Annotated in this window: 24 protein-coding genes; 16 read left to right on the top strand and 8 right to left on the bottom strand. The window is 68.7% G+C overall.

What is annotated here, in order from left to right; all coding sequences use genetic code 11:
- From Q0632_RS13595 to Q0632_RS13585, 3 genes are all read left to right on the top strand, one after another.
- On the top strand, positions 1 to 210 hold the full coding sequence (locus Q0632_RS13595; RefSeq protein ID WP_298930832.1) for a zinc-finger domain-containing protein: 210 nt from the start codon (positions 1 to 3) through the stop codon (positions 208 to 210).
- Between the two features lie 81 nt (positions 211 to 291).
- Positions 292 to 1287: a lipopolysaccharide heptosyltransferase II gene (gene waaF, locus Q0632_RS13590; protein ID WP_298930828.1), complete on the top strand. Its 996-nt coding sequence runs from the start codon at positions 292 to 294 to the stop codon at positions 1285 to 1287.
- 13 nt (positions 1288 to 1300) lie between these two features.
- The gene (locus Q0632_RS13585; RefSeq protein ID WP_298930825.1) at positions 1301 to 1912 is read left to right on the top strand and encodes a carboxymuconolactone decarboxylase family protein; all 612 of its coding nucleotides are present in this window, start codon (positions 1301 to 1303) and stop codon (positions 1910 to 1912) included.
- Positions 1913 to 1934: 22 nt separating this feature from the next.
- Here the strand turns inward: Q0632_RS13585 and Q0632_RS13580 are convergent, their stop codons facing one another.
- From Q0632_RS13580 to Q0632_RS13570, 3 genes are all read right to left on the bottom strand, one after another.
- Positions 1935 to 2408, bottom strand: a complete 474-nt coding sequence (locus tag Q0632_RS13580; RefSeq protein WP_298930823.1) for a helix-turn-helix domain-containing protein — start codon at positions 2406 to 2408, stop codon at positions 1935 to 1937.
- A gap of 660 nt (positions 2409 to 3068) precedes the next feature.
- Positions 3069 to 4250 carry an ATP-binding protein gene (locus Q0632_RS13575; RefSeq protein ID WP_298930820.1) on the bottom strand — a complete coding sequence of 394 codons (1182 nt, stop codon included), beginning with the start codon at positions 4248 to 4250 and terminating at the stop codon, positions 3069 to 3071.
- Entirely contained in the window at positions 4247 to 4960 is a 714-nt protein-coding gene (locus tag Q0632_RS13570) for a response regulator transcription factor (RefSeq protein WP_298930817.1), read from the bottom strand. The genes Q0632_RS13575 and Q0632_RS13570 overlap by 4 nt, the downstream gene beginning before the upstream one ends.
- 95 nt (positions 4961 to 5055) lie before the next feature.
- Here Q0632_RS13570 and Q0632_RS13565 point away from each other — a divergent pair, with 95 nt between their 5' ends.
- Positions 5056 to 6528 (top strand): class I adenylate-forming enzyme family protein, encoded by a 1473-nt coding sequence (locus Q0632_RS13565; RefSeq protein WP_298930809.1) that lies wholly within the window; start codon positions 5056 to 5058, stop codon positions 6526 to 6528.
- On the opposite strand, the gene Q0632_RS13560 is transcribed toward Q0632_RS13565, so the two are convergent.
- Positions 6525 to 7913 carry an MFS transporter gene (locus Q0632_RS13560; protein ID WP_298930806.1) on the bottom strand — a complete coding sequence of 463 codons (1389 nt, stop codon included), beginning with the start codon at positions 7911 to 7913 and terminating at the stop codon, positions 6525 to 6527. The two genes, Q0632_RS13565 and Q0632_RS13560, sit on opposite strands and share 4 nt — an antisense overlap.
- A 31-nt stretch (positions 7914 to 7944) precedes the next feature.
- On the opposite strand from Q0632_RS13560, the gene Q0632_RS13555 reads away from it, so the two are divergent.
- Positions 7945 to 8781, top strand: coding sequence for a M48 family metallopeptidase (locus Q0632_RS13555; RefSeq protein WP_298930803.1), 837 nt, complete (start codon positions 7945 to 7947; stop codon positions 8779 to 8781).
- A 1-nt stretch (position 8782) separates the two neighbouring features.
- On the opposite strand, the gene Q0632_RS13550 is transcribed toward Q0632_RS13555, so the two are convergent.
- Both Q0632_RS13550 and Q0632_RS13545 read right to left on the bottom strand, forming a co-directional pair.
- Entirely contained in the window at positions 8783 to 10540 is a 1758-nt protein-coding gene (locus Q0632_RS13550; protein WP_298930800.1) for a DUF4214 domain-containing protein, read from the bottom strand.
- A 210-nt stretch (positions 10541 to 10750) separates the two neighbouring features.
- Positions 10751 to 11638, bottom strand: coding sequence for a DMT family transporter (locus Q0632_RS13545; RefSeq protein WP_298930798.1), 888 nt, complete (start codon positions 11636 to 11638; stop codon positions 10751 to 10753).
- A gap of 48 nt (positions 11639 to 11686) precedes the next feature.
- Between Q0632_RS13545 and pyrF the strand changes: the two genes are divergently transcribed.
- Positions 11687 to 12511 (top strand): orotidine-5'-phosphate decarboxylase, encoded by an 825-nt coding sequence (pyrF, locus tag Q0632_RS13540; protein WP_298930795.1) that lies wholly within the window; start codon positions 11687 to 11689, stop codon positions 12509 to 12511.
- Between the two features lie 19 nt (positions 12512 to 12530).
- On the opposite strand, the gene uvrA is transcribed toward pyrF, so the two are convergent.
- The gene (gene uvrA / locus Q0632_RS13535; RefSeq protein WP_298930792.1) at positions 12531 to 15551 is read right to left on the bottom strand and encodes an excinuclease ABC subunit UvrA; all 3021 of its coding nucleotides are present in this window, start codon (positions 15549 to 15551) and stop codon (positions 12531 to 12533) included.
- A gap of 172 nt (positions 15552 to 15723) precedes the next feature.
- Between uvrA and Q0632_RS13530 the strand changes: the two genes are divergently transcribed.
- The 5 genes from Q0632_RS13530 to Q0632_RS13510 all read left to right on the top strand — a co-directional run bounded on the left by Q0632_RS13530 (position 15724) and on the right by Q0632_RS13510 (position 19543).
- On the top strand, positions 15724 to 16932 hold the full coding sequence (locus Q0632_RS13530; protein WP_298930965.1) for an MFS transporter: 1209 nt from the start codon (positions 15724 to 15726) through the stop codon (positions 16930 to 16932).
- Positions 16933 to 16968: 36 nt separating this feature from the next.
- Positions 16969 to 17493 carry a single-stranded DNA-binding protein gene (gene ssb, locus Q0632_RS13525; RefSeq protein WP_298930789.1) on the top strand — a complete coding sequence of 175 codons (525 nt, stop codon included), beginning with the start codon at positions 16969 to 16971 and terminating at the stop codon, positions 17491 to 17493.
- A 77-nt stretch (positions 17494 to 17570) separates the two neighbouring features.
- Positions 17571 to 17960: a VOC family protein gene (locus Q0632_RS13520; protein WP_298930786.1), complete on the top strand. Its 390-nt coding sequence runs from the start codon at positions 17571 to 17573 to the stop codon at positions 17958 to 17960.
- Between the two features lie 23 nt (positions 17961 to 17983).
- Positions 17984 to 18625, top strand: coding sequence for a DUF2238 domain-containing protein (locus Q0632_RS13515; RefSeq protein ID WP_298930783.1), 642 nt, complete (start codon positions 17984 to 17986; stop codon positions 18623 to 18625).
- A 48-nt stretch (positions 18626 to 18673) separates the two neighbouring features.
- Complete coding sequence (locus Q0632_RS13510; RefSeq protein WP_298930780.1) at positions 18674 to 19543, top strand: amino acid ABC transporter substrate-binding protein; 870 nt, start codon at positions 18674 to 18676, stop codon at positions 19541 to 19543.
- Between the two features lie 43 nt (positions 19544 to 19586).
- On the opposite strand, the gene mnmA is transcribed toward Q0632_RS13510, so the two are convergent.
- Positions 19587 to 20699 (bottom strand): tRNA 2-thiouridine(34) synthase MnmA, encoded by a 1113-nt coding sequence (mnmA, locus tag Q0632_RS13505; protein ID WP_298930777.1) that lies wholly within the window; start codon positions 20697 to 20699, stop codon positions 19587 to 19589.
- A 32-nt stretch (positions 20700 to 20731) separates the two neighbouring features.
- Between mnmA and Q0632_RS13500 the strand changes: the two genes are divergently transcribed.
- From Q0632_RS13500 to Q0632_RS13480, 5 genes are read left to right on the top strand one after another with little or no spacing between them, the layout of a single operon-like run.
- Complete coding sequence (locus Q0632_RS13500) at positions 20732 to 21820, top strand: hypothetical protein (RefSeq protein ID WP_298930774.1); 1089 nt, start codon at positions 20732 to 20734, stop codon at positions 21818 to 21820.
- Between the two features lie 30 nt (positions 21821 to 21850).
- Positions 21851 to 22789, top strand: coding sequence for a LysR substrate-binding domain-containing protein (locus Q0632_RS13495; RefSeq protein ID WP_298930771.1), 939 nt, complete (start codon positions 21851 to 21853; stop codon positions 22787 to 22789).
- A gap of 58 nt (positions 22790 to 22847) precedes the next feature.
- On the top strand, positions 22848 to 24251 hold the full coding sequence (gene tcuA / locus Q0632_RS13490; protein WP_298930768.1) for an FAD-dependent tricarballylate dehydrogenase TcuA: 1404 nt from the start codon (positions 22848 to 22850) through the stop codon (positions 24249 to 24251).
- On the top strand, positions 24238 to 25398 hold the full coding sequence (gene tcuB, locus Q0632_RS13485; protein WP_298930765.1) for a tricarballylate utilization 4Fe-4S protein TcuB: 1161 nt from the start codon (positions 24238 to 24240) through the stop codon (positions 25396 to 25398). The genes tcuA and tcuB overlap by 14 nt, the downstream gene beginning before the upstream one ends.
- A gap of 18 nt (positions 25399 to 25416) precedes the next feature.
- Entirely contained in the window at positions 25417 to 26205 is a 789-nt protein-coding gene (locus tag Q0632_RS13480; RefSeq protein ID WP_298930762.1) for a class II aldolase/adducin family protein, read from the top strand.
- The last annotated feature ends 26 nt before the right edge of the window (positions 26206 to 26231 follow it).

Here is a 26231-nt window from a genome sequence, read left to right as displayed (position 1 = left end):
ATGAGCACCAACGCACCGATCGAACTGCTGGCCAAGGACCTGAACAGCCACGGCGGGGTCTACTGCCCCAGCGCCATGGCCGACATGAAGCTGTGGAACAGCCACCCCAAGGTTTACCTGGACGTGGCTGCGACAGGCGAAGCCAAGTGCCCTTATTGCGGCACGGTGTACAAGCTCAAGGCCGGCGAGCATTTTGGTGCTGGCCACTAAGGTCTGTCATGCCGGACTTGATCCGGCATCCATCGCGGCGTGCCAGCCATGGATTGCGGGTCGAGCCCGCAATGACATCCTTTGAGCAACTCCCTGGTCATCGCGCCGCAATGGATCGGCGACGCGGTGATGACCGAGCCGCTGATGCGGCGGCTCCATGCGCGCGGTGAGCGGCTCACCGTGGGCGCGCTGCCCTGGGTGGCGCCGGTCTACCGGGCCATGCCCCAGGTGGCCGAGGTCATCGAGTTCCCCTTCCAGCACGGCGGCCTGCAGTTCAAGGCGCGGCGTTCCATCGCGCGCCAGATCGAGGGCCGTTTCGATGCGGCCTATGTGCTGCCCAATTCCCTCAAGAGCGCGCTGCTGCCCTTTCTGGCCAGCATCCCGCGGCGCGTGGGTTACCTGGGCGAGGCCCGCGTCGGCCTGCTCACGCACAGGCTGAAGAACCCGAAGAACAAGCCGCCCATGGTGGCTTTTTATTCGGCGCTCAGCGGCGACAAGGAGGGGCTGGACCAGGACAGGCCGCAGCTGCGCATCGCAGATGCCGACATCGCCGCGGCATTGGCCCGCCAGGGCTTGGTGGCGAAGGGCTATACGGTCTTCGCCCCGGGCGCCGAGTACGGCCCGGCCAAGCGCTGGCCTGCCGCCCACTTCGCGCAGCTGGCTGGCCTGCTGGACCAGCCGACCGTGCTGCTGGGCTCGGGCAAGGAAGCGCCGCTGTGCGAGGAGATCGCCGCCCAGGCCGGTCCGGGCAAGTGCCTGAACCTGGCGGGCAAGACCTCACTGATGGAAGCCTTCGCCCTGATCGCCGGCGCGCGCGCCGTGGTCAGCAACGACTCGGGCCTGATGCACGTGGCCGCCGCCTTTGGCGTGCCGCAGGTGGCGGTCTATGGCTCGTCCAGTCCGCTGCACACACCACCGCTCAACGACAAGGCCCGCGTGCTCTGGCTCAAGGACGATCCGGCCTACCAGCCGCCGCTGGACTGCGCTCCCTGCTTCGAACGCGACTGCCCGCTGGGCCACACGCGCTGCCTGCTCGACATCACGCCGCAGCGCGTGCTGCAGGCGCTGTACGCCTGAAAGGAAACTCTCCATGGCCGACACCACCTCTTCCAGCACCGTCCAGGGCTCCGGCCTGCCGGCGCGCGAGCGCCTGCCGATGCCGGCTGCCGACAGCATGGATGCAGCCCAGCGCGCCGCCGCGCAGGCCCTGATCGACGGGCCGCGCAAGGGCGTCTATGGCCCCTTCCTGCCGCTGCTGCGCAGCCCCGAGCTGCTCGAGCGCGTGGCAAAAGTCGGCGAGTACCTGCGTTTTGACAGCGTGCTGCAGCCGCGCATCCGCGAGCTGGCCACCTGCGCCGCCGCGCGCCACGTGGGCAACCAGTTCGAATGGCAGATGCATGCGCCTCTGGCCGTGCAGGCCGGTGTTGCGGCCGAGGCGGTCGAGGCCCTGCGCCTGGGCGCGCGTGCGCAGCCGCTGGCGGCGGACGAGGAGATCGCGCTGGACTTTGCCCGCGAACAGTTGCAGTCGCACGGCGTCAGCGAACCGACCTGGCAGCGTGCGCTGGCGCAGTTCGGCGAGCAAGGTGTGGTCGAACTGTCGACCCTGCTGGGCTACTTCGTGATGGTCTCGTGGCTGATGAATGTGGCCCGCACACCGGCGCGGCCCGGGACTGCGGCGCCGCTGCCCGCTTTTCCGCTCTGAGGCGGCGCGCCAGAGGCGCGAATCAGGAGCAACAGGACCGCGCCGCGCGAGTTGCCGGGCTTTGCTGCCCAGCGCTCGCGGGCAGCGTCAGGTCCTCCAGGATGGTGCAGGCTAGCGCCGGCCCGCCGGCGCATCCCGTATTGCAGCTGTTCACAAAGGCGGCGAGGCTGGCCTCCAGGGACTGGAGTTGCGCGAGCTTTGTCTGCACCTCCTGCAGCTGCACCTGGGCGATGTCACGCACCTCGGCGCAGTCCCGGCCCGGCTGGTCCACCAGGCCGAGCAACCCGCGCACCTGTTCGATGCTGAACCCGAAGTCGCGGCAGCGGCGGATGAAGCTCAGGCGCCGCATGGCCGCATCGTCGTAGTGCCGCTGGTTGCCATCGGTGCGCGCAGCGGCCGCCAGCAGGCCGACCTCTTCGTAGTAACGGATCGTCGGCACACTGCAGCCGCTCTGCCTGGATGCGGCACCAATGGACAAGGGCAAGACAGCGCTCATGGCGCCATCTTAGTCAGGTGCGCAAAGGCGGCCGCACCGCTCAGACTCCCTTGGTGCCACACGCGTGCGAGCAGTCGCATCCGCTCGTGCGCTCTGCGGGGCGCCTGCGCCTCCAGACGGCCACGCCGGCCACAGCAGCGAGGGCGGCGCCTGCGGCCGCCAGTGGCAACCACGATTGCGTGTACGCGCCGAGTGAGGCTGCGCCGCCGGCGAACAGCCCTGTGCCAATGCCCAGGGCGGCCATCGCGCTGATGATGGGCGCCGCGCAGCAAGCTGCACAGGCCGCTGTGGCGCCGAGAACGAGTTTCCAGGGTTTCATGGGCCGACTTCCTTTGATGCATGGGCAAAGCGCCCACGTCCGCAAAGATAAGACCTCAAGCCACTTGAGGGTCAAGACCTCGCGGCCAAAAAAACAGCCACCTCGCGGTGGCTGTGTAAAGTCCTTGAGAGAAGGACGTCGTTGGGAGACTTGGAGCCTTGCGGCGGATCTGGTTTGTCGTGCGTGACAGCAATGGATGAACTGTAGGTGGGCCCGCATCCCCGCGCATCCCCTATTTGAGGGAGGGTGCAGCCGCTGCGGCGCTTTCGCAGCGGAATATTGGTGACTTTTGGCACGGCTGGCGAGCCTTGCGAAAGTCTTTTACTCCGCATTACATCTGGTCACAGCGGCATGCCGAGCACGAAGCAGGCGCCGCCGCCTTCCTGCCCTTCACAACGCACGCTGCCGCCATGGCGCTGCGCGATGGATTTCACCAGGGCCAGCCCCAGGCCCACGCCGCCGGCACGTTCGCTGGCGCCGGGCAATCTGTAGAAGGGCTCGAAGATGCGTTCGCGCTGCGCCGGCGGTACGCCGGGGCCGCGGTCGCGCACGCGCACCACGGCCTGTGCGCCTTCCTGCCGCACTTCCATCGTCACCGTCCCGTCGCTGTAGCGGCGGGCGTTCTCCAGCAGGTTGCGGATGGCGCGGCGCAGCAGCTTGGCCACGCCCTGCACCAGCACGGCCTGGTCGTGGCTGCTCTCCACCAGCTCGGCGCCGGCACGCGCGCATTCTTCGGCGGCCAGCCCGGTCAAGTCCACAGTCTCCACCGTGCCCATGTCGGCTTCGCGCGCGTCCAGGCGGCTGGCCAGTAGGATCTCGTCGATCAGCTGGTCCAGCTCGGCGATGTTGCGGGTGATCTCCTGTTTGAACGTGGCAGACGGCTGCCCTTCCATGAGTTCCAGGCCCATGCGGATGCGCGTCAGCGGCGAGCGTAGCTCGTGCGATGCATTGGCCAGCAGCGACTTGTGGCTCTTGACCAGCGTCTCGATGCGTTCGGCAGCGTGATTGAAGCGCCGCGCGAGAAAGGCCACCTCGTCCGAGCCGGACTCGGGCACCCGTGTGCCCAGTTCGCCTTCGCCCCAGCGTTCGACGCCGCGGCGCAGGTCTTCGAGCCGCAGGGTCAGCCGGCGGACGATGGGGTAGGTGCCGACTGCCACGGCCAGCGCCACGATGCCCAGCATCCAGAAAAAGCCGCTGGTGCCGCGCAGCCAGGGCCGGCTGGGCGGGCCCTCACCAGGCGCACGCTGGCGCGGCGGCAATTGCACGATCAGGGTGCTGCCGTCCTTCATGGGCACCTCGAACTCCACGCCCTGGCCGGGCACGCGCACCGGCCGGCCGCGGGTCTGGCCCAGGATGTCGCCGGCCTCGTTGCGCACCAGCAGCTCGCGCATCGGCCCCTGTTCGCTGTTGACGCGCCAGAGCCAGCCGAAAGCGACAGTGAGCACCACCACCGCCAGCACCACGGCCAGCCAGATGCGCAGATACAGGGGCAGCTGGAATCTGCGCAACGGGGGGGCGTTCATTCTTGCTGTTTCGCGAAGACGTAGCCTACGCCGCGCACTGTGAGGATGCGCTTGGGGCTTTTCGGGTCGGCCTCGATCGCGGCGCGGATGCGGCCCATATGGACGTCGATCGAGCGGTCGAAGGCCTCGAGCTCGCGGCCGCGCACGGCTTCCATGATCTGATCGCGCGTGAGCACGCGGCCGGCGCGCTCGGCCAGCGCGATCAGCAGGTCGAACTGGTAGGACGTCAGCTCGGCGTTCTGGCCCGCCACGGTGACAGTGCGGGCGTCGCGGTCGATCTCCAGGCTGCCGAAGCGCATTGTCTTGGCGGCCGGCGGCGCGCCCTCGCCGCGCCGGCGCAGGATGGCGCGGATGCGCGCCAGCAGCTCGCGCGGCTCGAAGGGCTTGGGCAGGTAGTCGTCGGCGCCCAGTTCCAGGCCGACGATGCGGTCCATCGGGTCGCCCTTGGCGGTGAGCATCAGCACCGGCACCTTGCCGGTCTCGTCGGGCATGGCGCGCACGCGGCGGCAGACCTCCAGGCCGTCCATGTCGGGCAGCATCAGGTCCAGGATGACCAGGTCGGGCGCGCTGCCCGTGGGCGGGGCCTGCAGCAGGGCCAGGCCGGCCTTGGCGTCGATGGCGTGGGTGACGCCGAAGCCCGAGCGCTCCAGGTACTCACCCACCATCTGGGCCAGCCGCGTGTCGTCCTCGATCATCAGAAGTTGCTGCATGAGCGGATGGTAATGACTTGAGGCGTCCATGGGGACCATCTTGGGTGCCGCAGATCGCCAGGGCTTGAAGCGGCGGTAAAGTTAGGTAAATGGCAATGGCGCCGCATCCCCCGCTCACGTTCGCCGAAATGCTGGCCCGGCACGCGGCCAGCCGGCACGATGCGAGCGCGCTGTGCTTCGAGGGCCGGCAGCTCACGTATGGCGCTTTGGCCCGCCAGGCCGATGCCCTGGCCTGTCTGCTCTGGCATGGCTGGGGCCTGCGGCCCGGCGACCGCGTCGCATGGCTGGGCCTGAACCATCCCAGTCAATTGCTGCTGCTGTTCGCGCTGGCGCGCATCGGCGCCATCCTGCTGCCCCTGAACTTCCGGCTGGCGCCGGCCGAGTGGGATGTCCTGCTGGCCGATTGCGCGCCTTGCCGCATCGTGCACGACGGCCAATGGGCGGCTGCTGCGCAGGATCTGGCGCGCCGCCACGGCCTGCCGGCCCATGGTGTGCACGACCTGCAGGCGGCGCACGCGCATCCGGCGGCGCCGGTGCAGGACGACGCCGATGCGCCGGCGCTGCTGGTCTATACCTCGGGCACGACCAGCCAGGCCAAGGCCGCGGTCCACACCCAGGCCATGCTGCTGGCCAATATGCGCATGGCCAGCGCCGTGCAGCAGATGACGCCGGCCGATGTGGTGCTGACGGTGTTGCCGCTGTTCCATGTGGGCGGCCTGTGCATCCAGACCCTGCCGGCCCTGTATGCCGGCGCCCAGGTGCTGCTGCATGCGCGGTTTCAAGCGCAAGCCGTCTTGCAGGTGATCGCGCAGCAGCGCCCTAGCCTGACGCTGCAGGTGCCCGCCACCATGAAGGCGCTGGCCGAGCATGGCCTGTGGCCGGGCACCGATCTGTCCTGCCTGCGCGCGGTCTGGGCCGGCTCCAGCCTGCTGCCGGCGCCGCTGGTGCAGGCCTTCCATGTGCGCGGTGTTCCGGTGTGCAATGTCTATGGTGCCACCGAGACCGGACCCTTCTCGATCGCCCTGCCGCCGGACCATGCCTTGAGCCATGTGGGCTCCTGCGGCTGGCCGGCGCCCGCAGTGGAGGTGCGGCTGGCGCAGGTGCGCGACGGCGTCGGTGAGCTGCTGCTGCGCGGCCCGAACGTCGTGCGGTACTACTGGCCGCAGCAGCCGGCCTGCGATAGCCAGGGCTGGTTCCACAGCGGCGACCTGGCCAGCCAGGCGGCCGACGGCAGCTACAGCGTGGTGGGACGGGCCAAGGACATCATCATCTGCGGCGGCGAGAACATCCACCCGGCCGAGATTGAGAGCCCGCTGGCGGCGCATCCGGCGGTGGCCGAGTGCGCCGCCTTTGGCCTGCCAGACGCGCAGTGGGGCGAGATCGTCGCCGTGGCGGTGGTGCTGCGGCCGGGCGCGCTGGCCGGCGACCAGGAACTGCAGGACTTCCTGGCGGCGCGGCTGGCCCGCTACAAGCTGCCGCGGCGCTGGCTGCGCGTGGCAGCCCTGCCCCGCACCGCCCTGGGCAAGCTGCAGCGCCACGCCCTGGCCGCCCTTGCAGCCGCCCTCTAGCTATCGTTTTGGGAGCGCTCTGCGTCCACTGGACGGGGGCTGGCGACCGGTTTCATTCTGGAAGCGAGCCAGACCAGCAGCAGCACGGGCAGGCCCAGGCAGGCGGTGCTGGTGAAGAAGCTGGCGTAGCCGTAGGCGTCCACATACTGGCCCGAATAACCGGCCAGGAACTTGGGCAGCAGCAGCATCAACGAGCTGAACAAGGCGTACTGCGTCGCCGAGTAGCTGACGTTGGTGAGGCCCGACAGGTAGGCGATGAAGGCCGCCGAGGCGATGCCCGAGGCCAGGTTGTCGGCCGAGATGACGAAGACCAGAGCCCCCACATCGTGGCCGCGTGTGCCCAGCCAGGCGAACAGCAGGTTGCTGGCGGCGCTGAGGATGGCGCCCAGCATCAGCACCCGCATCACGCCCACGCGCAGGGCCAGCACGCCGCCCAGGAAGGCGCCGGCCAGGGTCATGATGACGCCGTAGACCTTGGTGACATTGGCCACCTCGGTCTTGGTGAAACCCATGTCGACGTAAAAAGGGTTGGCCATGATGCCCATCACCACGTCGCTGATGCGGTAGACCGCGATCAGGCCCAGCACCAGCGCTGCCTGCCAGCGGTAGCGGCGCAGGAAGTCGGCGAAGGGTTCGACCAGGGCGCTGCGCAGCCAGTCGGCGGCGTTCTTCGCCGGCGGCAGTTCGCGCCGCGCCGGCTCGGGCGACAGCAGCACGGTGAGCACGCCCACGGCCATCGAGGCCGCCATCACCAGATAGGCCGCCTGCCAGGCGCCCTGCTGATAGCCCGCCTGGCCGGGCAGCTCGGCCCAAGCGGCGATCCACAGCACGCCGGCGCCGGCCCAGATCATGGCCATGCGGTAGCCCGTCTGGTAGGCCGCGGCCAGCGCCGCCTGGCGGCGCATGTCGGCCGACTCGATGCGAAAGGCGTCCAGTGCGATGTCCTGCGTGGCCGAGCCGAAGGCCACGGCCAGGGCGCACCAGACGATGGTGTTGAGTGCGAGCTTGGGGTCGCTCAGCGCCATTCCCACCAGGCCGGCGGCAATGGCCAGCTGCGACACCAGCAGCCAGCTGCGGCGCCGGCCCAGCCAGCGGGTCAGCAAGGGCAGGGGCAGGCGGTCGACCAGTGGAGCCCAGGCCCACTTGAAGCCATAGGCCAGCCCCACCCAGGACAGCTTGCCGATGGTGGTGCGGTCCACGCCCGCCTCGCGCAGCCAGAAACTCAGGGTGCCCAGCACCAGAAGCAGGGGCAGGCCGGCGGAAAAGCCCAGGAACAGCATGCGCAGGGTGGCCGGCTCCCGGTAGACCCGCAAGGTCTGGCCCCAGGTGGGGACGGCGCTGGCGCGCGGCGGCGGCTGGTGTGCGGAGGTGGTGTTGTCTGACATGGGCGCTCGGGTGGCTCATTATCATGGGCCCATGTGCCTGTCCTGCCCCTCCGCCTCATCAGCCTGGATGCCCCGACGCGGTTTTCTGCTCGCGGCGGCCGCTGCGGCCGCCACGCCGGTGCTGGCCCAGGTGAATGTCGGTGAAGCTTCCAGGCTGCGCAGCCTGGTGCCGGCCGACGAGATCGAGGCCGCGTCCACCCAGGAATACGCCAAGATGCTGGCGCAGGCGCGCCAGCAGGGTGCGCTGGCGCCCGAGGGCCATGCGCAGCTGCAGCGGTTGCGCGCCATCGCCGGCCGGCTGATTCCGCAGAGCGCGCAGTGGAACGACCGCTCCCGCCAGTGGCGCTGGGAGGTCAACCTGATCGGCAGCAAGCAGATCAACGCCTTTTGCATGCCCGGCGGCAAGATCGCCTTCTACACCGGCATCCTGGACCAGCTCAAGCTCAGTGACGACGAGGCGGCGATGGTGATGGGCCACGAGATGGCCCACGCCCTGCGCGAGCACGCGCGTGCACGCATCGCCAAGAGCCAGGGCACGGGTGCCTTGTTATCGATCGGCGCGCAGCTGTTCGGCCTGGGCCAGCTGGGCGACCTGGCGGCCAATGTGGGCACGCAGTTGCTGACCCTCAAGTTCAGCCGCGAGGACGAGGTCGAGGCCGACCTCGTCGGCCTGGAGCTGGCCGCACGCGGCGGCTACAACCCCGATGCCTCCATCACGCTGTGGGAAAAGATGGGCCGGGCCTCGGGCGGCGGAGGTGGCCCAGGCTTCCTGTCCACCCATCCGCAGGGGCCGGACCGCATCGAGCGCCTGCGCGCCAATGTGCCCAAGGTGCGCGGCCTGTACCAGCAGGCCATCGCGCGTCGCTAGGTCACAACGTCGGCCAGACCCCGCCGACGCCCACCACCACCGCCGCCTGGTTCTCGGGCGACTCGGAAAAGTTCACCAGCAGCTGGGCACGCGTGAGTTCGCTGTCCAGATGGCTCAGGTGGTATTGCAGGCCAGGCGCCTCCGGCGCGCGTCCCAGCACGTTGTTGTACAGCAGGGTGACGAATCTGCTGTTCTCCGCCACGTTGAAGCGCGTGGTGAATTCCGGGCTGGCCATGAAGTTGCCGGCCAGCTGGGCCAGCGACAAGCCGCTTTTCAGCGCATCGGCCTGGAACTCCAGGCCGGACTTGTCCGGCAGCCGGTTGAGCGCGGCCTTGTAGAGGCGGAAGGCCTGACCGGTCAAGGCTTCGGTCGTGGCCGTGTTCAAGGCCTGCTGCGGCGCCACGTTGATATCGGAGAACGCCAGGTGTTCGACGCTGCGCAACGTGATCACGCTGGTTGGGTTGGACAGGCGGTTGACCGTGTAGATGCCGGCGCTTTGGGTAACCGAGAATTCATTGACGCTGCCGGAGAAGGCCACCGTGTCGTCTCCGTCGCCACCGTCGATCTGCTTGTTGCCGATGGTCACGCGGATGATGTCGTTGCCTTTGCCGCCGAACAGCTGGTCGTTGCCGCCACGGCCGTCGATCACGTCGTTGCCGCTGCCGCCACTGAGGATGTTGTCGCCGTCATTGCCCAGCAGCAGATCGGCATAGGCCGAGCCGGTGGCGTTCTCGATGACGCTGCCCGACGCGATCGTCAGGGTGTCGGTGTAGCTGCTGCTGACGTAGTTGCGGCCTGCCCCGGTGCCGAAATACGAGTACGCCGTGATGCTGCTGCCCACGTCGCTGTGCGCGCCGCTGGCCAGGTCCAGCTGCACTGCCTTCTTGCATGCGCTGGCGTCGAGCGTGTCGGTGCCGGCTGTGTCCCACAGCACACGGAAATTCTTGAACGCGGCGTCGGCCAGGTTGTAGACCGTGTTGTCTGTGTTGTTGGTGGCCGCGCCATACAGCGCCTGCAGCGCCAGCACGTCCAGCTCCATGGGCTCGCCCGGGTAGCGCGACAGGGAGCCGCTGGAGGCACCGGCGGCGGGCGAGTAGCTCATGACCGTGTTCGGGATGGTGTTGCTCTCGGCGGGCAGCACGGCCGCACCGTCGAAGGGGTGCTTGAGCCCGATCGCGTGCAGGGTCTCGTGCAGGATCAGGTTGGGCCGGTAGTAGGCCCAATCCGCGCTGGCCTGGGCCGCGCCGATCCAGACATTGCCACCGGTGGTGCTGTTGTCGGGGAAGAAGGCGTAGCCGGCGTAGCCCATGGCATTGGGGTAGGCCGAGTAGGCATAGCGCACCACGCCGGCATCGGCGCCGCTGTCGGCCACTTCAACAAACTGCACGTTGCAGACCGCCTCGATGGATTTGAGGACGGCGCGCGTGGTGGCCTGGTCGGCGGCCGAGAACGCCGACAGGCTGGCGCTGAACATCCACTCCTGGTCCAGGTACTGCGAGGCGGCGGTGGCGAACGAGTAGCTGATCACGGTCTTGCCGGTCGTGCCCGAGTCCCAGCGGGTGCCTGCCAGCAGCGCAGCGGTTGCATCGACGCGGCCGCCCGAGGCCACCGCCGTCAGGTCCTGGCCGGGCAGCGATCCGCCCTGGCCTGCATCATCCGATGAGCCTGCGCAGGCCGAGCATGCGCAGTGGTACAGCGCTTGCGACGAGGGGGCCATTTCGCTGGCCGGCACACTCGCGCGGAGGTTGGAAAAAATCATGACAATCACCCGGAAAACTGGCCCCGTCGCACCATGCGTTGAGGCATGGATTGATGAGACCAGCGGGGGTGATTCGCGCGTTAAGCGAAAGGCGCGTGCGCTCTAGGCGCTTCGACTAGAGGGCCTGCGTAGCTTGCGTAAGGGCGTTAGCGCAGCGCCCTATCAAGTTTTTCCGTTTGCTGCCGAAGGGGGTCTTGCTGCCCAAGGGGGTCAGGCGTGTGCCGGCCGCGCAGGCCAGAGCACGGACGCGATGGCCGCGACCATCAGCGCCACGGCGGTCCAGTCCTGCCAGTGGACGGACTCGCCCAGCCACGCGGCGCCGCTGAAGACGCCCAGCACTGGAATGAACATCACACTGAGCGTGGAGGCCACCGGCGGCAATGAGCGTGCCAGCGAGAACCAGGCCGCATGGGCGAAGCCGAAGATCAGCAGCGCGTTGAACACCATGGTCCACCAGGCCGTGAAGTTCGGCATGGCCCATTGATCGCGTTCGAAGACCGTGGCCAGGACGCACATGACGACGGTGGTCAGCGCCGTCATCCAGAACGCGATGGTCAGCGTCGCCGCCGCGATGCGCGTGCGCCGCAGCAGCTGCGTGCCCAGCGCCCAGGCGGCTGCGCCCAACAGGGCCAGGGCCACGCCGCCGGGCCGGCCCGCCAGCTGGCTGAACTCGTGCCACAGCAGCAGCAGCACGCCCAGGGCCGCCGCGCCCACGCCCAGCCAGGCGCGCCGTGCCAGCACGGCGCAGAAGAACAGCGCGCCGATCAGCGCCGAGAAAATCGGCATGGTGTAGCCCAGGATGGCGGCGCGCCCGCTCGACAGGGTGCGCACCGCCAGGATGATGCAGACGTGCCAGACGAACATGTTGGTGGTGGCCAGCAGCAACAGCTCGGGCCAGTCCTTGCGCGGCAGGCGAAACGGCACCTTGAGCACCACCAGCCCCAGCGCCAGCACAGGCAGACCCATCAGCATGGACAGGGCGCGAAAGCTCAGGGCCGGATACTGCGTCACGCCCAGCTTCATCACTGGCCAGTTGACGCCCCAGACGACGGTGAGCAGGACGAGCAGGACGATCTGGCGCGGCGTGAGCTGGTGCATGGGCCTGCGATTGTGCCCGCCGCCGGGGCCCTCTTTACAATCGGGGCCATGACCTTCATCGAGATGCTGCTGGCCGCACAGCAACGCAATGGCTCCATGCTCTGTGTGGGCCTGGATCCCGAGCCCACGCGCTTTCCTGCCGGCCTGCGTGGCGATGTCGGCAAGATCTACGACTTCTGCGCCCGCATCGTCGATGCCACTGCCGACCTGGCCATCGCCTTCAAACCGCAGATCGCCTACTTCGCCGCCTTGCGCGCCGAGGACCAGCTGGAAAAGCTGATGGAGCACATGCGGCGCAACACCAACGTGCCGGTGATCCTGGATGCCAAGCGCGGCGACATCGGCTCCACCGCGGAGCAGTACGCACGTGAAGCCTTCGAGCGCTATGGCGCCGATGCCGTCACGCTCTCACCCTTCATGGGCTTCGACTCGGTCCAGCCGTATCTGAAGTTTCAGGGCAAGGGCGCCTTCCTCCTGTGCCGCACCTCCAACCCCGGCGGCGACGACCTGCAAAACCAGCGCCTGTCGTCCGTCCCCGGCGAGCCGCTGCTGTACGAGCATGTGGCGCAACTCGCGCAAGGCCCCTGGAACCTCAACGGCCAGCTGGGCCTGGTGGTGGGTGCCACCTACCCGGCGGAGATCGAGCGCGTGCGCCAGCTTGCACCCACCGTGCCCCTGCTCATCCCCGGTGTCGGCGCGCAAGGCGGCGATGCGGTGGCGACGGTCAAAGCGGGCTGGCGCGCCGATGGCCCCATCGTCGTCAGCTCCTCGCGCGCCATCCTCTATGCGTCGTCCGGTGACGACTTTGCGCAAGCTGCGCGTGGTGTGACCCTGCAGACGCGGGATCTGTTGCAGGCGGCCCGGCCGGCCTAGCGCCGCGCTGCGAAGGGCATCACGTCAGCAGCCGCTGCAGGTAGCGGCCGGTGTGGCTGTCCGGATTGGCGGCGATGTCTTCGGGCGTGCCCATGCCGACCACGGTGCCGCCGCCGGCGCCGCCTTCCGGGCCCATGTCGATCACCCAGTCGGCGGTCTTGATGACATCCAGGTTGTGCTCGATGACCACGATGGTGTTGCCGGCGTCGCGCAGCTGGTGCAGCACCTTCAGCAGCAGGGCGATGTCGGCGAAGTGCAGGCCGGTGGTGGGTTCGTCCAGGATGTAGAGCGTGCGGCCGGTGTCGCGCTTGGACAGCTCCAGCGCCAGCTTGACGCGCTGCGCCTCACCGCCCGAGAGCGTGGTCGCCGACTGGCCCAGCTTGATGTAGCTCAGGCCCACGTCCAGCAGCGTGTGCAGCTTGCGCGAAATGGTCGGCACGGCTTCGAGAAACTTGGACGCGTCCTCCACCGTCATATCCAGGATCTGGGCGATGTTCTTGCCCTTCCACTGCACTTCCAGGGTTTCGCGGTTGTAGCGCTGGCCGTTGCAGACGTCGCAGGGCACATAGACATCGGGCAGGAAGTGCATCTCCACCTTGACCACGCCGTCGCCCTGGCAGGCCTCGCAGCGGCCGCCCGCCACGTTGAAGCTGAAGCGGCCGGGGCCGTAGCCGCGCTCCTTGGCGGTGTTGACCTCGGCCATCAGCTCGCGGATCGGCGTGAACAGGCCGGTGTAGGTGGCCGGGTTGCTGCGCGGCGTGCGGCCGATGGGCGACTGGTCGACGTTGATGACCTTGTCGAAATGCTCGATGCCTTCGATGGCCTCGTGGGCCGCCGGCTCTTCGTGCGCGCGGTAGAGCGTGCGGGCGACGGCGGTGTAGAGCGTGTCGTTGACCAGGGTGGACTTGCCCGATCCGGAGACGCCGGTCACGCAGGTGAGCAGGCCCACCGGAAAGCCCACATTGACCTTCTTGAGGTTGTTGCCGCTGGCGCCGACGATGCGGATCTCCTGCAGCTTGCCCAGGCTGGCGCGGTGCGCTGCCTCGCGCGCGGCGCGCCGCTCCGCCGCGGGGCTGGGCGCGAAGCGCGAGGGCTTGGGCGTGTAGACCTCGGCGCCCTGCAGCACCGGCAGCCAGGCCGTGCGGTGCACCGGCACCTCGATCTTCTTCGCGCCCGACAGGTACTGGCCGGTCAGCGAGCCGGGCGTGTCCAGCACCTGCTGGTAGGTGCCCTGGGCCATGATGCGGCCGCCGTGGATGCCGGCGCCCGGCCCCATGTCGATCACGTGGTCGGCGGCGCGGATCATGTCCTCGTCGTGCTCGACCACGATCACGCTGTTGCCGATGTCGCGCAGGTGCCGCAGGGTGTCGATCAGGCGGTCGTTGTCGCGCTGGTGCAGGCCGATGCTGGGCTCGTCCAGCACATACATCACGCCGGTCAGGCCCGAGCCGATCTGGCTGGCCAGGCGGATGCGTTGCGCTTCACCGCCCGAGAGGGTCTCGGCGCTGCGGTCCAGGCTGAGGTAATTGAGGCCGACGTCGTTGAGAAATTTCAGGCGCAGGCCGATCTCGCGCACCACCTTGTCGGCGATCTCGGCCTTGGCGCCCTGCAGCTTCAGGCCGCTGAAATAGGCCAGCGCGTCGCGCAGCGTGTCGTGGCTGATCTCATAGATGGCCCGGGACTGCTCGCCCTCGCCGATGCGCACGTGGCGGGCCTCGCTGCGCAGCCGTGTGCCGCCGCAGTCGGGGCAGGACTGCATGCTGCGGTAGCGCGCCAGCTCTTCGCGCACCGCGACCGAATCGGTCTCGCGGTAGCGCCGCGCCATGTTGGGAATGATGCCCTCGAAGGGGTGCTTCTTGTTGAGCTTTTTGCCGGCGAAGTTGCCTGAGTCCATGACATAGCTGAACTTGATCTCCTCTTCGCCCGAGCCGTGCAGCACTGCGCTTTGCACTGGCAGCTCGAGTTCCTCGAAGGGTGTGTCGATGCTGAACTTGTAGTGCTTGGCCAGGCTTTCGAGCAGGCTGAAGTAGTAGCCGTTGCGGCGGTCCCAGCCCTTGATGGCGCCGCTGCCCAGCGACAGCGAGGGAAAGGCCACGACCCGCGTGGGATCGAAGAACTCCATGTGGCCCAGGCCGTCGCAGGAGGGGCAGGCGCCCACCGGCGAGTTGAAGGAGAACAGGCGCGGCTCGAGTTCGGCGATGGACCAGTTGCAGATGGGGCAGGCGAATTTGGCGTTGAAGAGGTGCTCTTGCCCGCCATCCATCTCCATCGCAATGGCGCGTCCGTCGGCCAGGCGCAGCGCCGCCTCAAAGCTCTCGGCCAGGCGCTGCTGCATGTCCGGCCGCACCTTGAGCCTGTCGATCACCACGTCGATGTCGTGCTTCTCGGTCTTTTTCAGCTTGGGCAGGTCGTCGAACTCATGGAGCTGGCCGCCGACGCGAAAGCGCACATAACCCTTGGCCTGCATCTCGGCGAAGACTTCGACGAACTCGCCCTTGCGCTCGCGCGCCACCGGCGCCAGCACCATGATGCGGGTGTCCTGCGGCAGGGCCAGCACGGCGTCGACCATCTGCGAGACAGTCTGCGAGGCCAGGGGGATGTTGTGCTCGGGGCAGTAGGGCGTGCCGGCGCGGGCGAACAGCAGGCGCAGGTAGTCGTGGATCTCGGTGACCGTGCCGACGGTGGAGCGCGGGTTGTGGCTGGTGGCCTTCTGCTCGATGGAAATCGCCGGCGACAGGCCTTCGATGACGTCCACGTCGGGCTTGTCCATCAGCTGCAGGAACTGCCGGGCATAAGCCGACAGGCTTTCCACGTAGCGGCGCTGGCCCTCGGCATACAGGGTGTCGAAGGCCAGGGACGACTTGCCCGATCCCGACAGCCCGGTGATCACCACCAGCTGGTTGCGCGGGATGTCCAGGTCGATGTTCTTGAGATTGTGGGTGCGCGCCCCTCGGATCGCGATCCGCTGGTGCTGGAGCGCCGTGGCGAGGTACTTGCCACCTTCGCCGTGCTCCAAATACTTGCCGTCGGGAGAGTTCAATGCGGGACCACTCAGGGAAACCGGACATGATAGACCGGCAAGCCCGGGCCGGCCAAGGCCGGGGCCCTGGAATACCGGACAATGCAGGCCTCGCCGGCGCTTTTCGCCGGCCCGTCCCTTGCCTGCTGACAGTTCCGTGACCCAACCCCCAGTTTTCGCCGATCCCAGCCGCATGAGCGCCGCCGAGCGCCGTGCCAGCGGCTCGCTGGCCACCGTCTTTGCCGCCCGCATGCTGGGCCTCTTTCTGGTGCTGCCGGTGTTCGCCCTGGAAGCCGCCCGCTACCCCGGTGGCGGCGACCCGGCCCTGGTCGGCCTGGCCATGGGCATTTACGGACTGACCCAGGGCCTGCTGCAGATCCCCTTTGGCATGGCCTCGGACCGGCTGGGCCGCAAGCGGGTCATCGTCGCCGGCCTGCTGGTGTTCGCGGCCGGCAGCTTCATGGCCGCCGCCGCCGACAGCCTGGGCTGGCTGATCGCCGGCCGGGCCTTGCAGGGCGCCGGCGCCGTCTCGGCCGCCGTCACGGCCTTGCTGGCCGACCAGACCCGCGACGCGGTGCGGACCAAGGCCATGGCCCTGGTGGGCGCCAGCATCGGCCTGATGTTCGCCCTGTCCCTGGTGGCGGCGCCCCTGCTGGCGGCGCAGATCGGCCTGTCGGGCCTGTTTGCCGTCACCGGTGGGCTGGCCCTGGGCTGCATCGCCGTGGTGGTCTGGTGGACGCCGCCGGCGCCGGCCCAGCCCCAAAATGCCCCGCGCGGCAAGCTGTCCGAGGTGCTGCGCCACCCGGCCCTGCTGCGGCTGGACGTGGGCGTCTTCGTCCTGCATGCGGTGCAACTGGCCATGTGGGTGGCCGTGCCGGCCCTGCTGGTGCAGGCCGGCCTGGACAAGGCCGACCACTGGAAGGTCTACCTGCCGGGCGTGCTGGCCTCTTTCCTGGTCATGGGCCTGACGGTGTTCCCGCTGGAGCGGCGCGGCTACCTGCGCGCCGTCTTCCTGGTGGCGATCGGCCTGGTGGCCCTGGTGCAGCTGGGCCTGCTGCTGGTGGCGCCCCAGCCCGGCGTGGTCGCGCTGGCCCTGCTGCTGTTCGTGTTCTTTTGCGGCTTCAACGTGCTGGAGGCCACCCAGCCGAGCATCGCCTCGCGCGTGGCCCCGCCGCACGCCCGCGGCGCCGCCCTGGGCGTCTACAACACCTTGCAATCCCTGGGTTTCTTCGCAGGCGGGGCGGTCGGCGGTTGGCTGGCCAAGAACGTTGGGATGCAGGGCCTGTTCGCCGCCTGTGCCGGTTTGATGTTCCTCTGGCTGGTGGTGGCCTGGCCCATGCGCGCGCCCGCGCCGCCCAAATCGGCCGAGGAGGTTCTGGCCAACGAGGCACAGGCGACATAATCGTCCCATAGACCCGAGATTCGAGAGGAACAAGCCATGGCATCCGTCAACAAAGTCATCCTGGTCGGCAACTGCGGCCGCGACCCCGAAATCCGCTACCTGCCCTCGGGCCAGGCGGTGGCCAACGTCAGCATCGCCACCACCAGCCGCCGCAAGGACCGCACCTCCGGCGAAATGGTCGAAGAGACGCAATGGCACCGCGTCACCTTCTTCGAGCGCCTGGCCGAGATCGTGGGCGAGTACGTGAAGAAGGGCAGCCCGATCTACATCGAAGGCCGCCTGACCTACCGCAAGTACACCGACAAGGACGGCATCGAGAAGAACGCCACCGACATCGTCGCCAGTGAAATGCAGCTGCTCGGCGCGCGCCAGGGCATGGGCGGCCCCGGCGGCGGCGACGAAGAGGGCGGTGGTGGTGGCGGCGGTGCCGGCTACCAGCGCCGCGCCCCGGCGCCCGCTGCTGCGCGCCCCCCGGCACAGGCTCCGGCCCAACGCCCGGCGCCTGCCGCGTCCAAGCCCTCCTCGGGCTTCGACGACATGGACGACGACATTCCATTCTGAGTTCAAGAAGAATAATGGCCCGAGCCCGCATGAAGCAAGCTTGAGCCGCTCTCAAAAGGAGAGCGGCCGGAGTGCGCATGGCGATCGAGCTGGACCACACCATCGTCCCCTCGCGCCACAAGCTGGCCTCGGCCAGATTGCTGGCGCAGTTGCTGGACGTGCCCTGGTCGGAGACCGGACCGGGCCCTTTCTCCCCTGTGTATGTGAACGCCGGCCTGACGCTGGGCTTCATCGAGACTGACGAGCCCTTCGAGGTCTATCACTTCTGCTTTCGCGTCAGCGAGCAGGACTTCGACGCCATCCTGGGCCGCCTGCAGGCCGCCGCCATCCCCTGGCGCAGCACCGTGCGTGGCCCGGTGGACATGCAGGTGGGCAGGGACTGGGGCGGACGCATGGTCTACTGGAACCAGCCCGATGGCCACCAGTGGGAAATGCTCACCGTGAGCTACGCGCGCCAGCCGGCCTGATCCACCGCCCACAGGAAACCTGAATGCAATCACCGCGCACCGCACCGCTGCTCATCGCCGCCGCCATCCTGGCCGGCCTGCTGCTTGTCTCGGGCCTGCACCCTTACGAGCGCGGCACCTGGCTGCTGGAGGTGCTGCCGGTGCTGATCGCGCTGCCCTTGCTCGCTTTGACCTATGAGCGCTTCCCGCTGACCACGCTGCTGTATGTGTGCATCTTCCTGCACTGCATCGTGCTGATGGTCGGCGGGGCCTACACCTATGCGCGCGTGCCGGCGGGCTTCGAGGTGCAACAGCTATTGGGCCTGCAGCGCAACCCCTATGACAAGCTGGGCCACTTCTTCCAGGGCTTCGTGCCGGCCCTGGTGGCGCGCGAGATCCTGCTGCGCACCGCCAGCGTGAGCGGGCGCCGCATGCTGGCCTTTCTGGTGGTCTGCGTGGTGATGGCCATCAGCGCCTGGTACGAGCTGATCGAATGGGCCGCGGCCCTGGCGCTGGGCCAGGGCGCAGACGAATTCCTGGGCACCCAGGGCGATCCCTGGGACACGCAGTCGGACATGTTCTGCGCCTTCCTCGGCGCCGTCAGCGCGCTGCTGCTGTTCGCGCGGCTGCAGGACCGGCAAATCGCGCGGCTGCAGCAGCCATCGCAACAGGCGCGGCCTGCCTAGGCCTTTCGTCCAATGTTTCGGGGTCCGGCATGGGGCGACAGTCCTGCCATGCGAAAACACATCCTCCTGCTCGCCGCACTGTGCCTTGTGCCCCTGGTGTCCCTGGCCCAGACCGGCGCCGCACCGGCGGAGAGCCGCCTGAAGAAGATCCAGGACAGCCGCAGCATCGCGCTGGCCTACCGCCAGGACGCCGCGCCCTTCTCCTATGAAGGCAGCGACAAGCAGCCGGCCGGCTACATGGTGGAACTGTGCCGCACGGCCGCCGGCGCCATCGGGCGCCAGATCGGCGTGCCCGATCTGCAGATCAAGTGGGTGGCGGTGAGCACGCAGACCCGCTTCACCACCGTGGCCAATGGCCAGGCCGACATGGAATGCGGCGCCTCCACGGTGACCCTGGGCCGGATGAAGGAAGTCGGCTTTTCCTCGCTCACCTTCCTCGACGGCACAGGCCTGCTGGTGCGCAGCGCCACGGGCGGCTACTCGCTGAGCGCGCTGGCCGGCAAGAAAATCGGCGTCATCGCCGGCACCAGCAACGAGCGCGCCCTGGACCGTGCGCTGAAGGCGCTGGTCGTGACGGCCACCGTCGTGCCGGTCAAGACACGCGAGGAAGGACTGGCGCAGCTGGAGTCCGGCGCCATCGACGCCTTTGCCAGCGACAGGGTGCTGCTGATGGGGCTGGCTGCCGCCTCGAAGAACCCGGCGGGGCTGGCGCTGATGGTCGATGCCCTGTCCTACGAACCCTATGCCATCGTGCTGCCGCGCGGCGACTGGGCCCTGCAGCAGGCGGTCAATGCGGCGCTGTCGCAAATCTTCCAGAGCCCGGCCCTGCCCGAGCTGTACGCCCGCTGGTTCGCCGCCATGGGCAAGCCCAGTCCCATGCTGGAAATCATGTACGGGCTGGGCGGCCTGCCCGAGTGAGACGCTCCTGATTTGATAGCTTCTCAGGCAGGCTTGCCGGGGGCTAGAGCCCTGTTTTGCCCGAAATCACGCCGCCACCCAGGCAGATCTCGCCGTCATAGAGCACGGCCGACTGGCCCGGCGTGACGGCCCACTGGGCATCGCTGAAGTCCAGATGGAAAGCCCCGTTGGCGTTGGGCGCCAAGATGCAGGCGGCATCGGTCTGGCGGTAGCGCGTCTTGGCAGCGTAGTTGCCTTCACGCGGTGCAACGCCCGCGGTCCAGCTCACGTCGTCGGCATCGAGCGCCAGCGACTGCAGCCAGGGATGGTCATGGCCTTGCACCACCCACAAAGTGTTGCTCTCCATGTCCTTGCGCGCGACGAACCAGGGCGCGTGATCGCCCGCGCCACGCTGTGCTCCCTTGGCTTTCACCCCGCCTATGCCCAGGCCCTGGCGCTGGCCCAGGGTGTAGAAGCTCAGGCCCTGGTGCTGGCCCAGGGTGCGGCCGCGCTCGTCCTTGATGGCGCCGGGCTCTTTTTGGATGTAGCGGTTGAGGAATTCGCGAAACGGCCGCTCGCCGATGAAGCAGATGCCGGTGGAGTCCTTCTTCTTGGCATTGGGCAGGCCGATCTCTTCGGCGATGCGCCGCACCTCGGTCTTGCGCAGCTCACCCACGGGGAACAGCGTCTTGCTCAATTGCGCCTGGGTCAGGCGGTGCAGGAAGTAGCTCTGGTCCTTGGTTTCGTCCAGGCCCTTGAGCAGCTCGAATCTTCCCTCGCGCTCGCGCACCCGCGCATAGTGACCCGTCGCGATCTTTTCAGCGCCCAGCCGCATGGCGTGGTCCAGGAAAGCCTTGAACTTGATCTCGGCGTTGCACAGCACGTCGGGGTTGGGCGTGCGGCCGGCCTGGTACTCGCGCAGGAACTCGGCAAAGACGCGGTCCTTGTAATCGGCGGCGAAGTTGACATGCTCGATCTCGATGCCCAGCACGTCGGCCACGCTGGCGGCATCCACGAAGTCGACGTTGGACGAGCAGTATTCGCTGTCGTCATCGTCTTCCCAGTTCTTCATGAAGATGCCGACCACCTCATGGCCCTGCTGTTTGAGCAGGTGCGCGGTCACCGCGGAGTCCACCCCTCCGCTCAACCCGACGACGACACGTTGCTTGAGATCCATGTGTGCGATTATCCCAAGGGAAGCTTGCCCCCATGCTTGACCGGCCCACTCCACCCGCCCTGCCGCCGCAACGCCTGTCGCCCGCGGCGCTGGCCACGGCCGGCGCGCTGCATGTGGGCCTGCTATGGCTGCTGCTGCAGTACTCGCCGGTGCAGCAGGCCATTCGCTATGTGGTGGTGCAGTACGTGCAGGCGATCAGCCCGGGGGCAGACGCCAGCCGCGCCATCACGCCGCGGCCCCAGGTGGCGCTGCGCTCCACCGACAACCTGTCTGTGTTTTCCAAGGTGCCGGAGTCCAGCGTGCCGTTGAAAACCACCACGCAACTGCCCGACACGGTGCAGGTGCCCAGCCCGGCGCCGCGGCCCGCGCCGGCCGAAGCACCCGCGCCCCAGCCGCCCAGGGAGGCGTCGCCGCCTCTGCCTGTGCCGGTGCCCCCGGCGCCTGTGCCCGTGGCGCCCGCCCCGCCTGCGCCCACGCCCGTCCCCGAGGAGGCGCCACCGCCTGCTCCTGTGCCGGTGCCCGCACCTGCGCCCGTTCCAGCGCCGGCCCCCGTTCCCACACCGGCGCCGGTTCCTGCGCCGGCAACAGCGCCCGCGCCTGTGACCGAACCCGCACCAGCGCCTGTGCCCGCGCCGCCCGCCCCGGTGGCGTCACCTGCACCTGCATCACCGGCCCCGCCGGCGCCAGCTCCCGCGCCGCCGGCGCCTCCGGCACCCGCACCGGTGCAACGCTTGCAAGGCCCGGTGCTCGATGTGCCTGTGCCGGCCGGCTCGCCGGCGGCCGGCAGCGCCACACCGGTGCTGGTGCCGGCGCCGCCGGGCTGGGGCGCGCCGGCTGTTGCGCCTGCCACGCCGCCCGTGGCCCGGCCACCGGTGGTGATCCCGCCCATCCCGCCCCTGATCGCGCCGCACCCCGGCCCTTACCGCAACCAGCAGCGCAGCCTGGCGGAGATGGCGAACGAGCAGCTGCGCCGCAACCGCAAGGACCCTTTGGCCCAGGGCATCGAGGGCGCGGGTGTCGACGACTGCCTGCATGCGCCCGAAGGCACACCCGCCGTCGGCGGCCTGCTGGCCGCGCCCGGTCTGGCGTTGCGCGCGCTGTCGGGGCGCTGCGCGAAGTAGCGGCCTGCGCAGCGGTGTAACCTCGCCCGCATGGAGTTACGCCAGCTACGCTATTTCGTTCGCGTCGTCGAGATGGGCAGCATGAGCCGCGCCGCGATCGACCTGGGCGTGGTGCAGTCGGCCCTGAGCCAGCAGATCAGCCGGCTCGAAGGCGAGCTGTCAACGCGCCTCCTGCAACGCAGCGCCAAGGGCGTCACGCCCACCGAGGCCGGCCTGGCCTTTTTCCGCGAAGCCCAGCTGAGCCTGCGCCATGCCGAACAGGCCAGCCGCGTGGCCCAGCAGGCGCGGCTGTCCGGCAGTGTCACGGTCGGTCTGGCGCCGACCACGGCCTCGGTGCTGGGCCTGCCGCTGATGCAGGCCATGAACGAGCGCTATCCCGACGTGCGCCTGCACATGGTGGAGAGCCTGTCGGGCCATCTGTCGACCATGCTCAACGCGCGCCAGCTCGACCTGGCCGTGCTGTTCGACACCCATCCGGCGCGGCGCTGGAGCGTGACGCCGCTGCTGGAGGAAAAGCTGTTCCTGATCCAGTCGGCCCGCCATCCGGCGCGCGAGCTGCCGGCGCGCACCCGGCTGGCCCAGCTCAAGGGCCTGCCGCTGATCCTGCCCAGCGGCCCCCATGGCCTGCGCAGCACGCTGGATGCGGCGTTCGCGCGGGCCCGTTTCAAGCCCACTCTGGCCTCGGAGATCGACTCCCTGGCCATGCTGATGGACGCGGTGGACGCCGGCCTGGGCTGCACGCTGCAGCCCTGGGCCGCCATCGGCCGCTTTGCCGACGCGGCCGAGCGCTTTCGCATGTCGGAGATTGGCGATGCCCAGGCACGGCGCCTGAACTCGCTGTGCAGCCTGTCCGATGACGAGCTGTCACCGGCGGCGCTGGCCGTGCGGGTGGTGCTGGCTGGGCTGGCGCGCGAGCTGGTGCGCACCGGCCGCTGGGCTGGGGCCAAACTCAGCCATCACGATTCGTGATACCCCAGTGAGCGGCGCAGGCTTCCCTGCGCCCGCGTTGCGGCCTAGAGTCGCGCCCATGATCGATGTCCTGGTGATTGGCGGCGGCAATGCCGCGCTGTGCGCCGCGCTGATGGCGCGCGAGGCGGGCGCCAGCGTGCTGCTGCTGGAGTCGGCTCCCAAAGAGTGGCGCGGCGGCAATTCGCAGCACACCCGCAACCTGCGCTGCATGCACGATGCGCCGCAGGATGTGCTGCTGGAAGCCTATCCCGAAGAAGAGTTCTGGCAGGACCTGCTCAAGGTGACCGGCGGCGCCACCGACGAGAAGCTGGCCCGGCTGGTGATTCGCGCCTCGTCCAGCTGCCGCGACTGGATGCGCAGGCACGGCGTGCATTTCCAGCCCTCGCTGGCCGGCACCCTGCACCTGTCGCGCACCAATGCCTTCTTCATGGGCGGCGGCAAGGCCCTGGTCAACGCCTACTACCGCAGTGCTCAGGCCCTGGGCGTGCAGGTGCGCTACGGCGCCACCGTCGACAGCCTGGAGGTCCGCGATGGCCGTTTCATCGCCGCGCACATCGGCAGCGAACGCATCGAGGCCAAGACCTGCGTGCTGGCGGCCGGCGGCTTCGAGTCCAACCGCGAATGGCTGCGCGAGGCCTGGGGCCAGAACGAGCGCGGCGAATGGCCGGCCGACAACTTCCTGATCCGTGGCACGCGCTTCAACCGCGGGGTGTTGCTCAAGGCCATGATGGACGCCGGCGCCGACACCATCGGCGACCCCTCGCAAGGCCATTGCGTGGCCATCGATGCGCGCGCCCCGCTGTACGACGGCGGCATCTGCACCCGGGTGGACTGCGTCTCGCTGGGCGTGATGCTCAACCGCGAAGGAAAGCGCTTCTACGACGAGGGTGAGGACTTCTGGCCCAAGCGCTATGCGATCTGGGGCCGCCTGGTGGCCCAGCAGCCTGGCCAGACCGGCTTTTGCATCATCGACAGCAAGGCCATCGGCCGCTTCATGCCGCCGGTCTTCCCCGGCGTGAAGGCCAACACGCTGCCCGAGATGGCGCGCCAGCTCGGCCTGGACGAAACCACTTTCATGCAGACGATGAACGACTTCAACGCCGCCTGCCGGCCCGGCAGCTTCGACCACACGGTGCTGGACGACTGCCATACCGAGGGCCTGTCGCCGGCCAAGACCCACTGGGCCCGGCCGATCGACACCGCGCCTTTCTACGGCTATGCGCTGCGGCCCGGCATCACCTTCACCTATCTGGGCCTCAAGACCGACGAGACCGCGGCCGTGCGCTTCGGCGGGCAGCCCTCGGACAATCTCTTTGTCGCCGGCGAAATGATGGCCGGCAATGTGCTGGGCAAGGGCTACACGGCCGGCGTGGGCATGAGCATCGGTACGGCCTTCGGCCGCATCGCCGGCACGCAGGCGGCGGCTGCCGCGCGCAAGGAGGCTGCCCATGCAGCAGCTTGAAGCGCTCGCCCGCGAGGCCGTGGCCCTGGCCGAAGGCGGGATTGGGGGTGGCGCCGAGGCCGAGGTGGCGCGCCAGATGCAGATCTGCAATGCCTGCCGCTACTGCGAGGGCTTTTGCGCGGTCTTCCCGGCCATGACCCGGCGGCTGGAGTTCGGCGTGGCCGACGTGCACTACCTGGCCAATCTGTGCCACAACTGCGGCGCCTGCCTGCACGCCTGCCAGTACGCGCCGCCGCACGAGTTCGCGGTCAACGTGCCCAAGGCCATGGCCCAGGTGCGCATGCAGACCTACCACGACTACGCCTGGCCGCCGGCCCTGGGCGCGCTCTACAAGCGGGCCGGCCTGACGGTGGCCCTGGCCCTGGCCGGCGGCTTGGCCCTGTTCCTTGTGCTGGCCGTAGCGATGACCGGGCGCCTGTGGCACGCGCCGCTGGCCGGCAACTTCTACGCCATCTTCCCGCACAACTTCCTGGCTGCCGTGTTCGGCCTGGTGTTCGGCCTGGCCATCCTTGCCTTGGCCATGGGGGTGGCGCGTTTCTGGCGCGAGGTCTCGCCGGCGCAAGGTGTGCCGGGCGCGGCCGTGGCTGAAGCCGCGCACGACGCGCTGCGGCTCAAATACCTTGGAGGCGGTCACGGCGAGGGCTGCAACAACGAGGACGACCGCTACTCGCTGGCGCGGCGGCACTTGCACCACGCCACCTTCTACGGCTTCATGCTGTGCTTTGCCGCGACCTGCGTGGCCACGCTGTACCACTACCTGCTGGGCCAGCAGGCGCCGTACCCGCTGACCAGCGCGCCCGTCATCCTGGGCACGCTGGGTGGCATCGGCTTGCTGGTCGGCCCGGCCGGCCTGCTCTGGCTCAACTTCCGGCGTGACCCGCAGCACGGCGACATCGCGCAGCGGCCGATGGACCGCGGCTTCATTGCCTTGCTGCTGCTGACCAGTGCCACCGGTCTGGCCCTGCTGGCCTGGCGCGACACCGGCGCCATGGCCCTGCTGCTGGCGGTGCACCTGGGCGTGGTGATGGCGCTGTTCCTCACACTGCCCTACGGCAAGTTCGCGCACGGCATCTTCCGCAGCGCGGCCCTGTTGAAAAACGCGATCGAGAAGCGCCAGCCCAACCGGCTGGCACTGGGCTCGGACTGACCTGAAGGAGAAACCCACATGCACAAGCCCGGCGTCCTGACCATCCCCTCCATGAAAGACCGCTGCTCCGAAGCCGAGTGGCAGGCCCGCATCGACCTGGCGGCCTGCTACCGGCTGGTCGACCTGTTCGGCATGTCCGACATGATGGCCAACCACATCTCCTCCCACGTGCCGGGCGAGCCCGGCGCCTTCCTCATCAACCCCTACGGGATGATGTACGAGGAGATCACGGCCTCCTGCCTGATCAAGGTCAACCTGGCGGGCGAGATCCTGTCCAAGCCGGATTTCGGCGACCTCAACTACGGCATCAACAAGGCCGGCTACGTGATCCACAGCGCGGTGCATGCTGCGCGGCCTGAGGTGGCCTGCGTCATCCACACCCACAGCTGGGCCTCGATGGCGGTGTCGGCGCTGGACTGTGGCCTGCTGCCCATCACGCAGACGGCGATGCGCTTCCTGAAGGTCGGCTACCACGACTACCAGGGCGTGGTGCTGGACACGGCCGAACAGGAGTCGCTGCTGCGCGACCTGGGCGATAAGGAGGCGGTGATCTTCCGCAACCACGGCGCCATGGTGGTTGGCCGCAGCGTGGGCGAGGCCTTCAACTGGACCCACAGGCTGGAGCTGGCCTGCCGCTCGCAGATCGGCGCCATGTCCTGCAACACGCCGCTGCGCCCGGTGCCGCCCGAGGTGCTGGAAGAGACCTGGAACAACTACCAGCCCGGCACGCGCCGGCCCTACGGTCTGATGGAATGGCCGGCCCTGCTGCGCAAACTCGATCGCATGGACCCGGGTTTTCGCGACTGAACAGAGACAAAGCAAGGAGACAAAAA

The organism is uncultured Ramlibacter sp. (genome assembly GCF_936925435.1).
Lineage (GTDB): Bacteria > Pseudomonadota > Gammaproteobacteria > Burkholderiales > Burkholderiaceae_C > Ramlibacter.
Note: the sequence above shows the minus strand (reverse complement) of the source record. Positions and strands in the feature narration are given on the sequence as shown.

Bases quoted from the DNA above. Each gene is read 5' to 3' on its own strand.
- Q0632_RS13595 (WP_298930832.1), top strand. From the start codon at position 1: ATGAGCACCAACGCACCGATCGAACTGCTGGCCAAGGACCTGAACAGC.
- Q0632_RS13585 (WP_298930825.1), top strand. From the start codon at position 1,301: ATGGCCGACACCACCTCTTCCAGCACCGTCCAGGGCTCCGGCCTGCCG.
- Q0632_RS13580 (WP_298930823.1), bottom strand. From the start codon at position 2,408: ATGAGCGCTGTCTTGCCCTTGTCCATTGGTGCCGCATCCAGGCAGAGC.
- Q0632_RS13575 (WP_298930820.1), bottom strand. From the start codon at position 4,250: ATGAACGCCCCCCCGTTGCGCAGATTCCAGCTGCCCCTGTATCTGCGC.
- Q0632_RS13570 (WP_298930817.1), bottom strand. From the start codon at position 4,960: ATGCAGCAACTTCTGATGATCGAGGACGACACGCGGCTGGCCCAGATG.
- Q0632_RS13565 (WP_298930809.1), top strand. From the start codon at position 5,056: ATGGCGCCGCATCCCCCGCTCACGTTCGCCGAAATGCTGGCCCGGCAC.
- Q0632_RS13560 (WP_298930806.1), bottom strand. From the start codon at position 7,913: ATGTCAGACAACACCACCTCCGCACACCAGCCGCCGCCGCGCGCCAGC.
- Q0632_RS13555 (WP_298930803.1), top strand. From the start codon at position 7,945: ATGTGCCTGTCCTGCCCCTCCGCCTCATCAGCCTGGATGCCCCGACGC.
- Q0632_RS13550 (WP_298930800.1), bottom strand. From the start codon at position 10,540: ATGATTTTTTCCAACCTCCGCGCGAGTGTGCCGGCCAGCGAAATGGCC.
- Q0632_RS13545 (WP_298930798.1), bottom strand. From the start codon at position 11,638: ATGCACCAGCTCACGCCGCGCCAGATCGTCCTGCTCGTCCTGCTCACC.
- pyrF (WP_298930795.1), top strand. From the start codon at position 11,687: ATGACCTTCATCGAGATGCTGCTGGCCGCACAGCAACGCAATGGCTCC.
- Q0632_RS13530 (WP_298930965.1), top strand. From the start codon at position 15,724: ATGAGCGCCGCCGAGCGCCGTGCCAGCGGCTCGCTGGCCACCGTCTTT.
- ssb (WP_298930789.1), top strand. From the start codon at position 16,969: ATGGCATCCGTCAACAAAGTCATCCTGGTCGGCAACTGCGGCCGCGAC.
- Q0632_RS13520 (WP_298930786.1), top strand. From the start codon at position 17,571: ATGGCGATCGAGCTGGACCACACCATCGTCCCCTCGCGCCACAAGCTG.
- Q0632_RS13515 (WP_298930783.1), top strand. From the start codon at position 17,984: ATGCAATCACCGCGCACCGCACCGCTGCTCATCGCCGCCGCCATCCTG.
- Q0632_RS13510 (WP_298930780.1), top strand. From the start codon at position 18,674: ATGCGAAAACACATCCTCCTGCTCGCCGCACTGTGCCTTGTGCCCCTG.
- mnmA (WP_298930777.1), bottom strand. From the start codon at position 20,699: ATGGATCTCAAGCAACGTGTCGTCGTCGGGTTGAGCGGAGGGGTGGAC.
- Q0632_RS13500 (WP_298930774.1), top strand. From the start codon at position 20,732: ATGCTTGACCGGCCCACTCCACCCGCCCTGCCGCCGCAACGCCTGTCG.
- Q0632_RS13495 (WP_298930771.1), top strand. From the start codon at position 21,851: ATGGAGTTACGCCAGCTACGCTATTTCGTTCGCGTCGTCGAGATGGGC.
- tcuA (WP_298930768.1), top strand. From the start codon at position 22,848: ATGATCGATGTCCTGGTGATTGGCGGCGGCAATGCCGCGCTGTGCGCC.
- tcuB (WP_298930765.1), top strand. From the start codon at position 24,238: ATGCAGCAGCTTGAAGCGCTCGCCCGCGAGGCCGTGGCCCTGGCCGAA.
- Q0632_RS13480 (WP_298930762.1), top strand. From the start codon at position 25,417: ATGCACAAGCCCGGCGTCCTGACCATCCCCTCCATGAAAGACCGCTGC.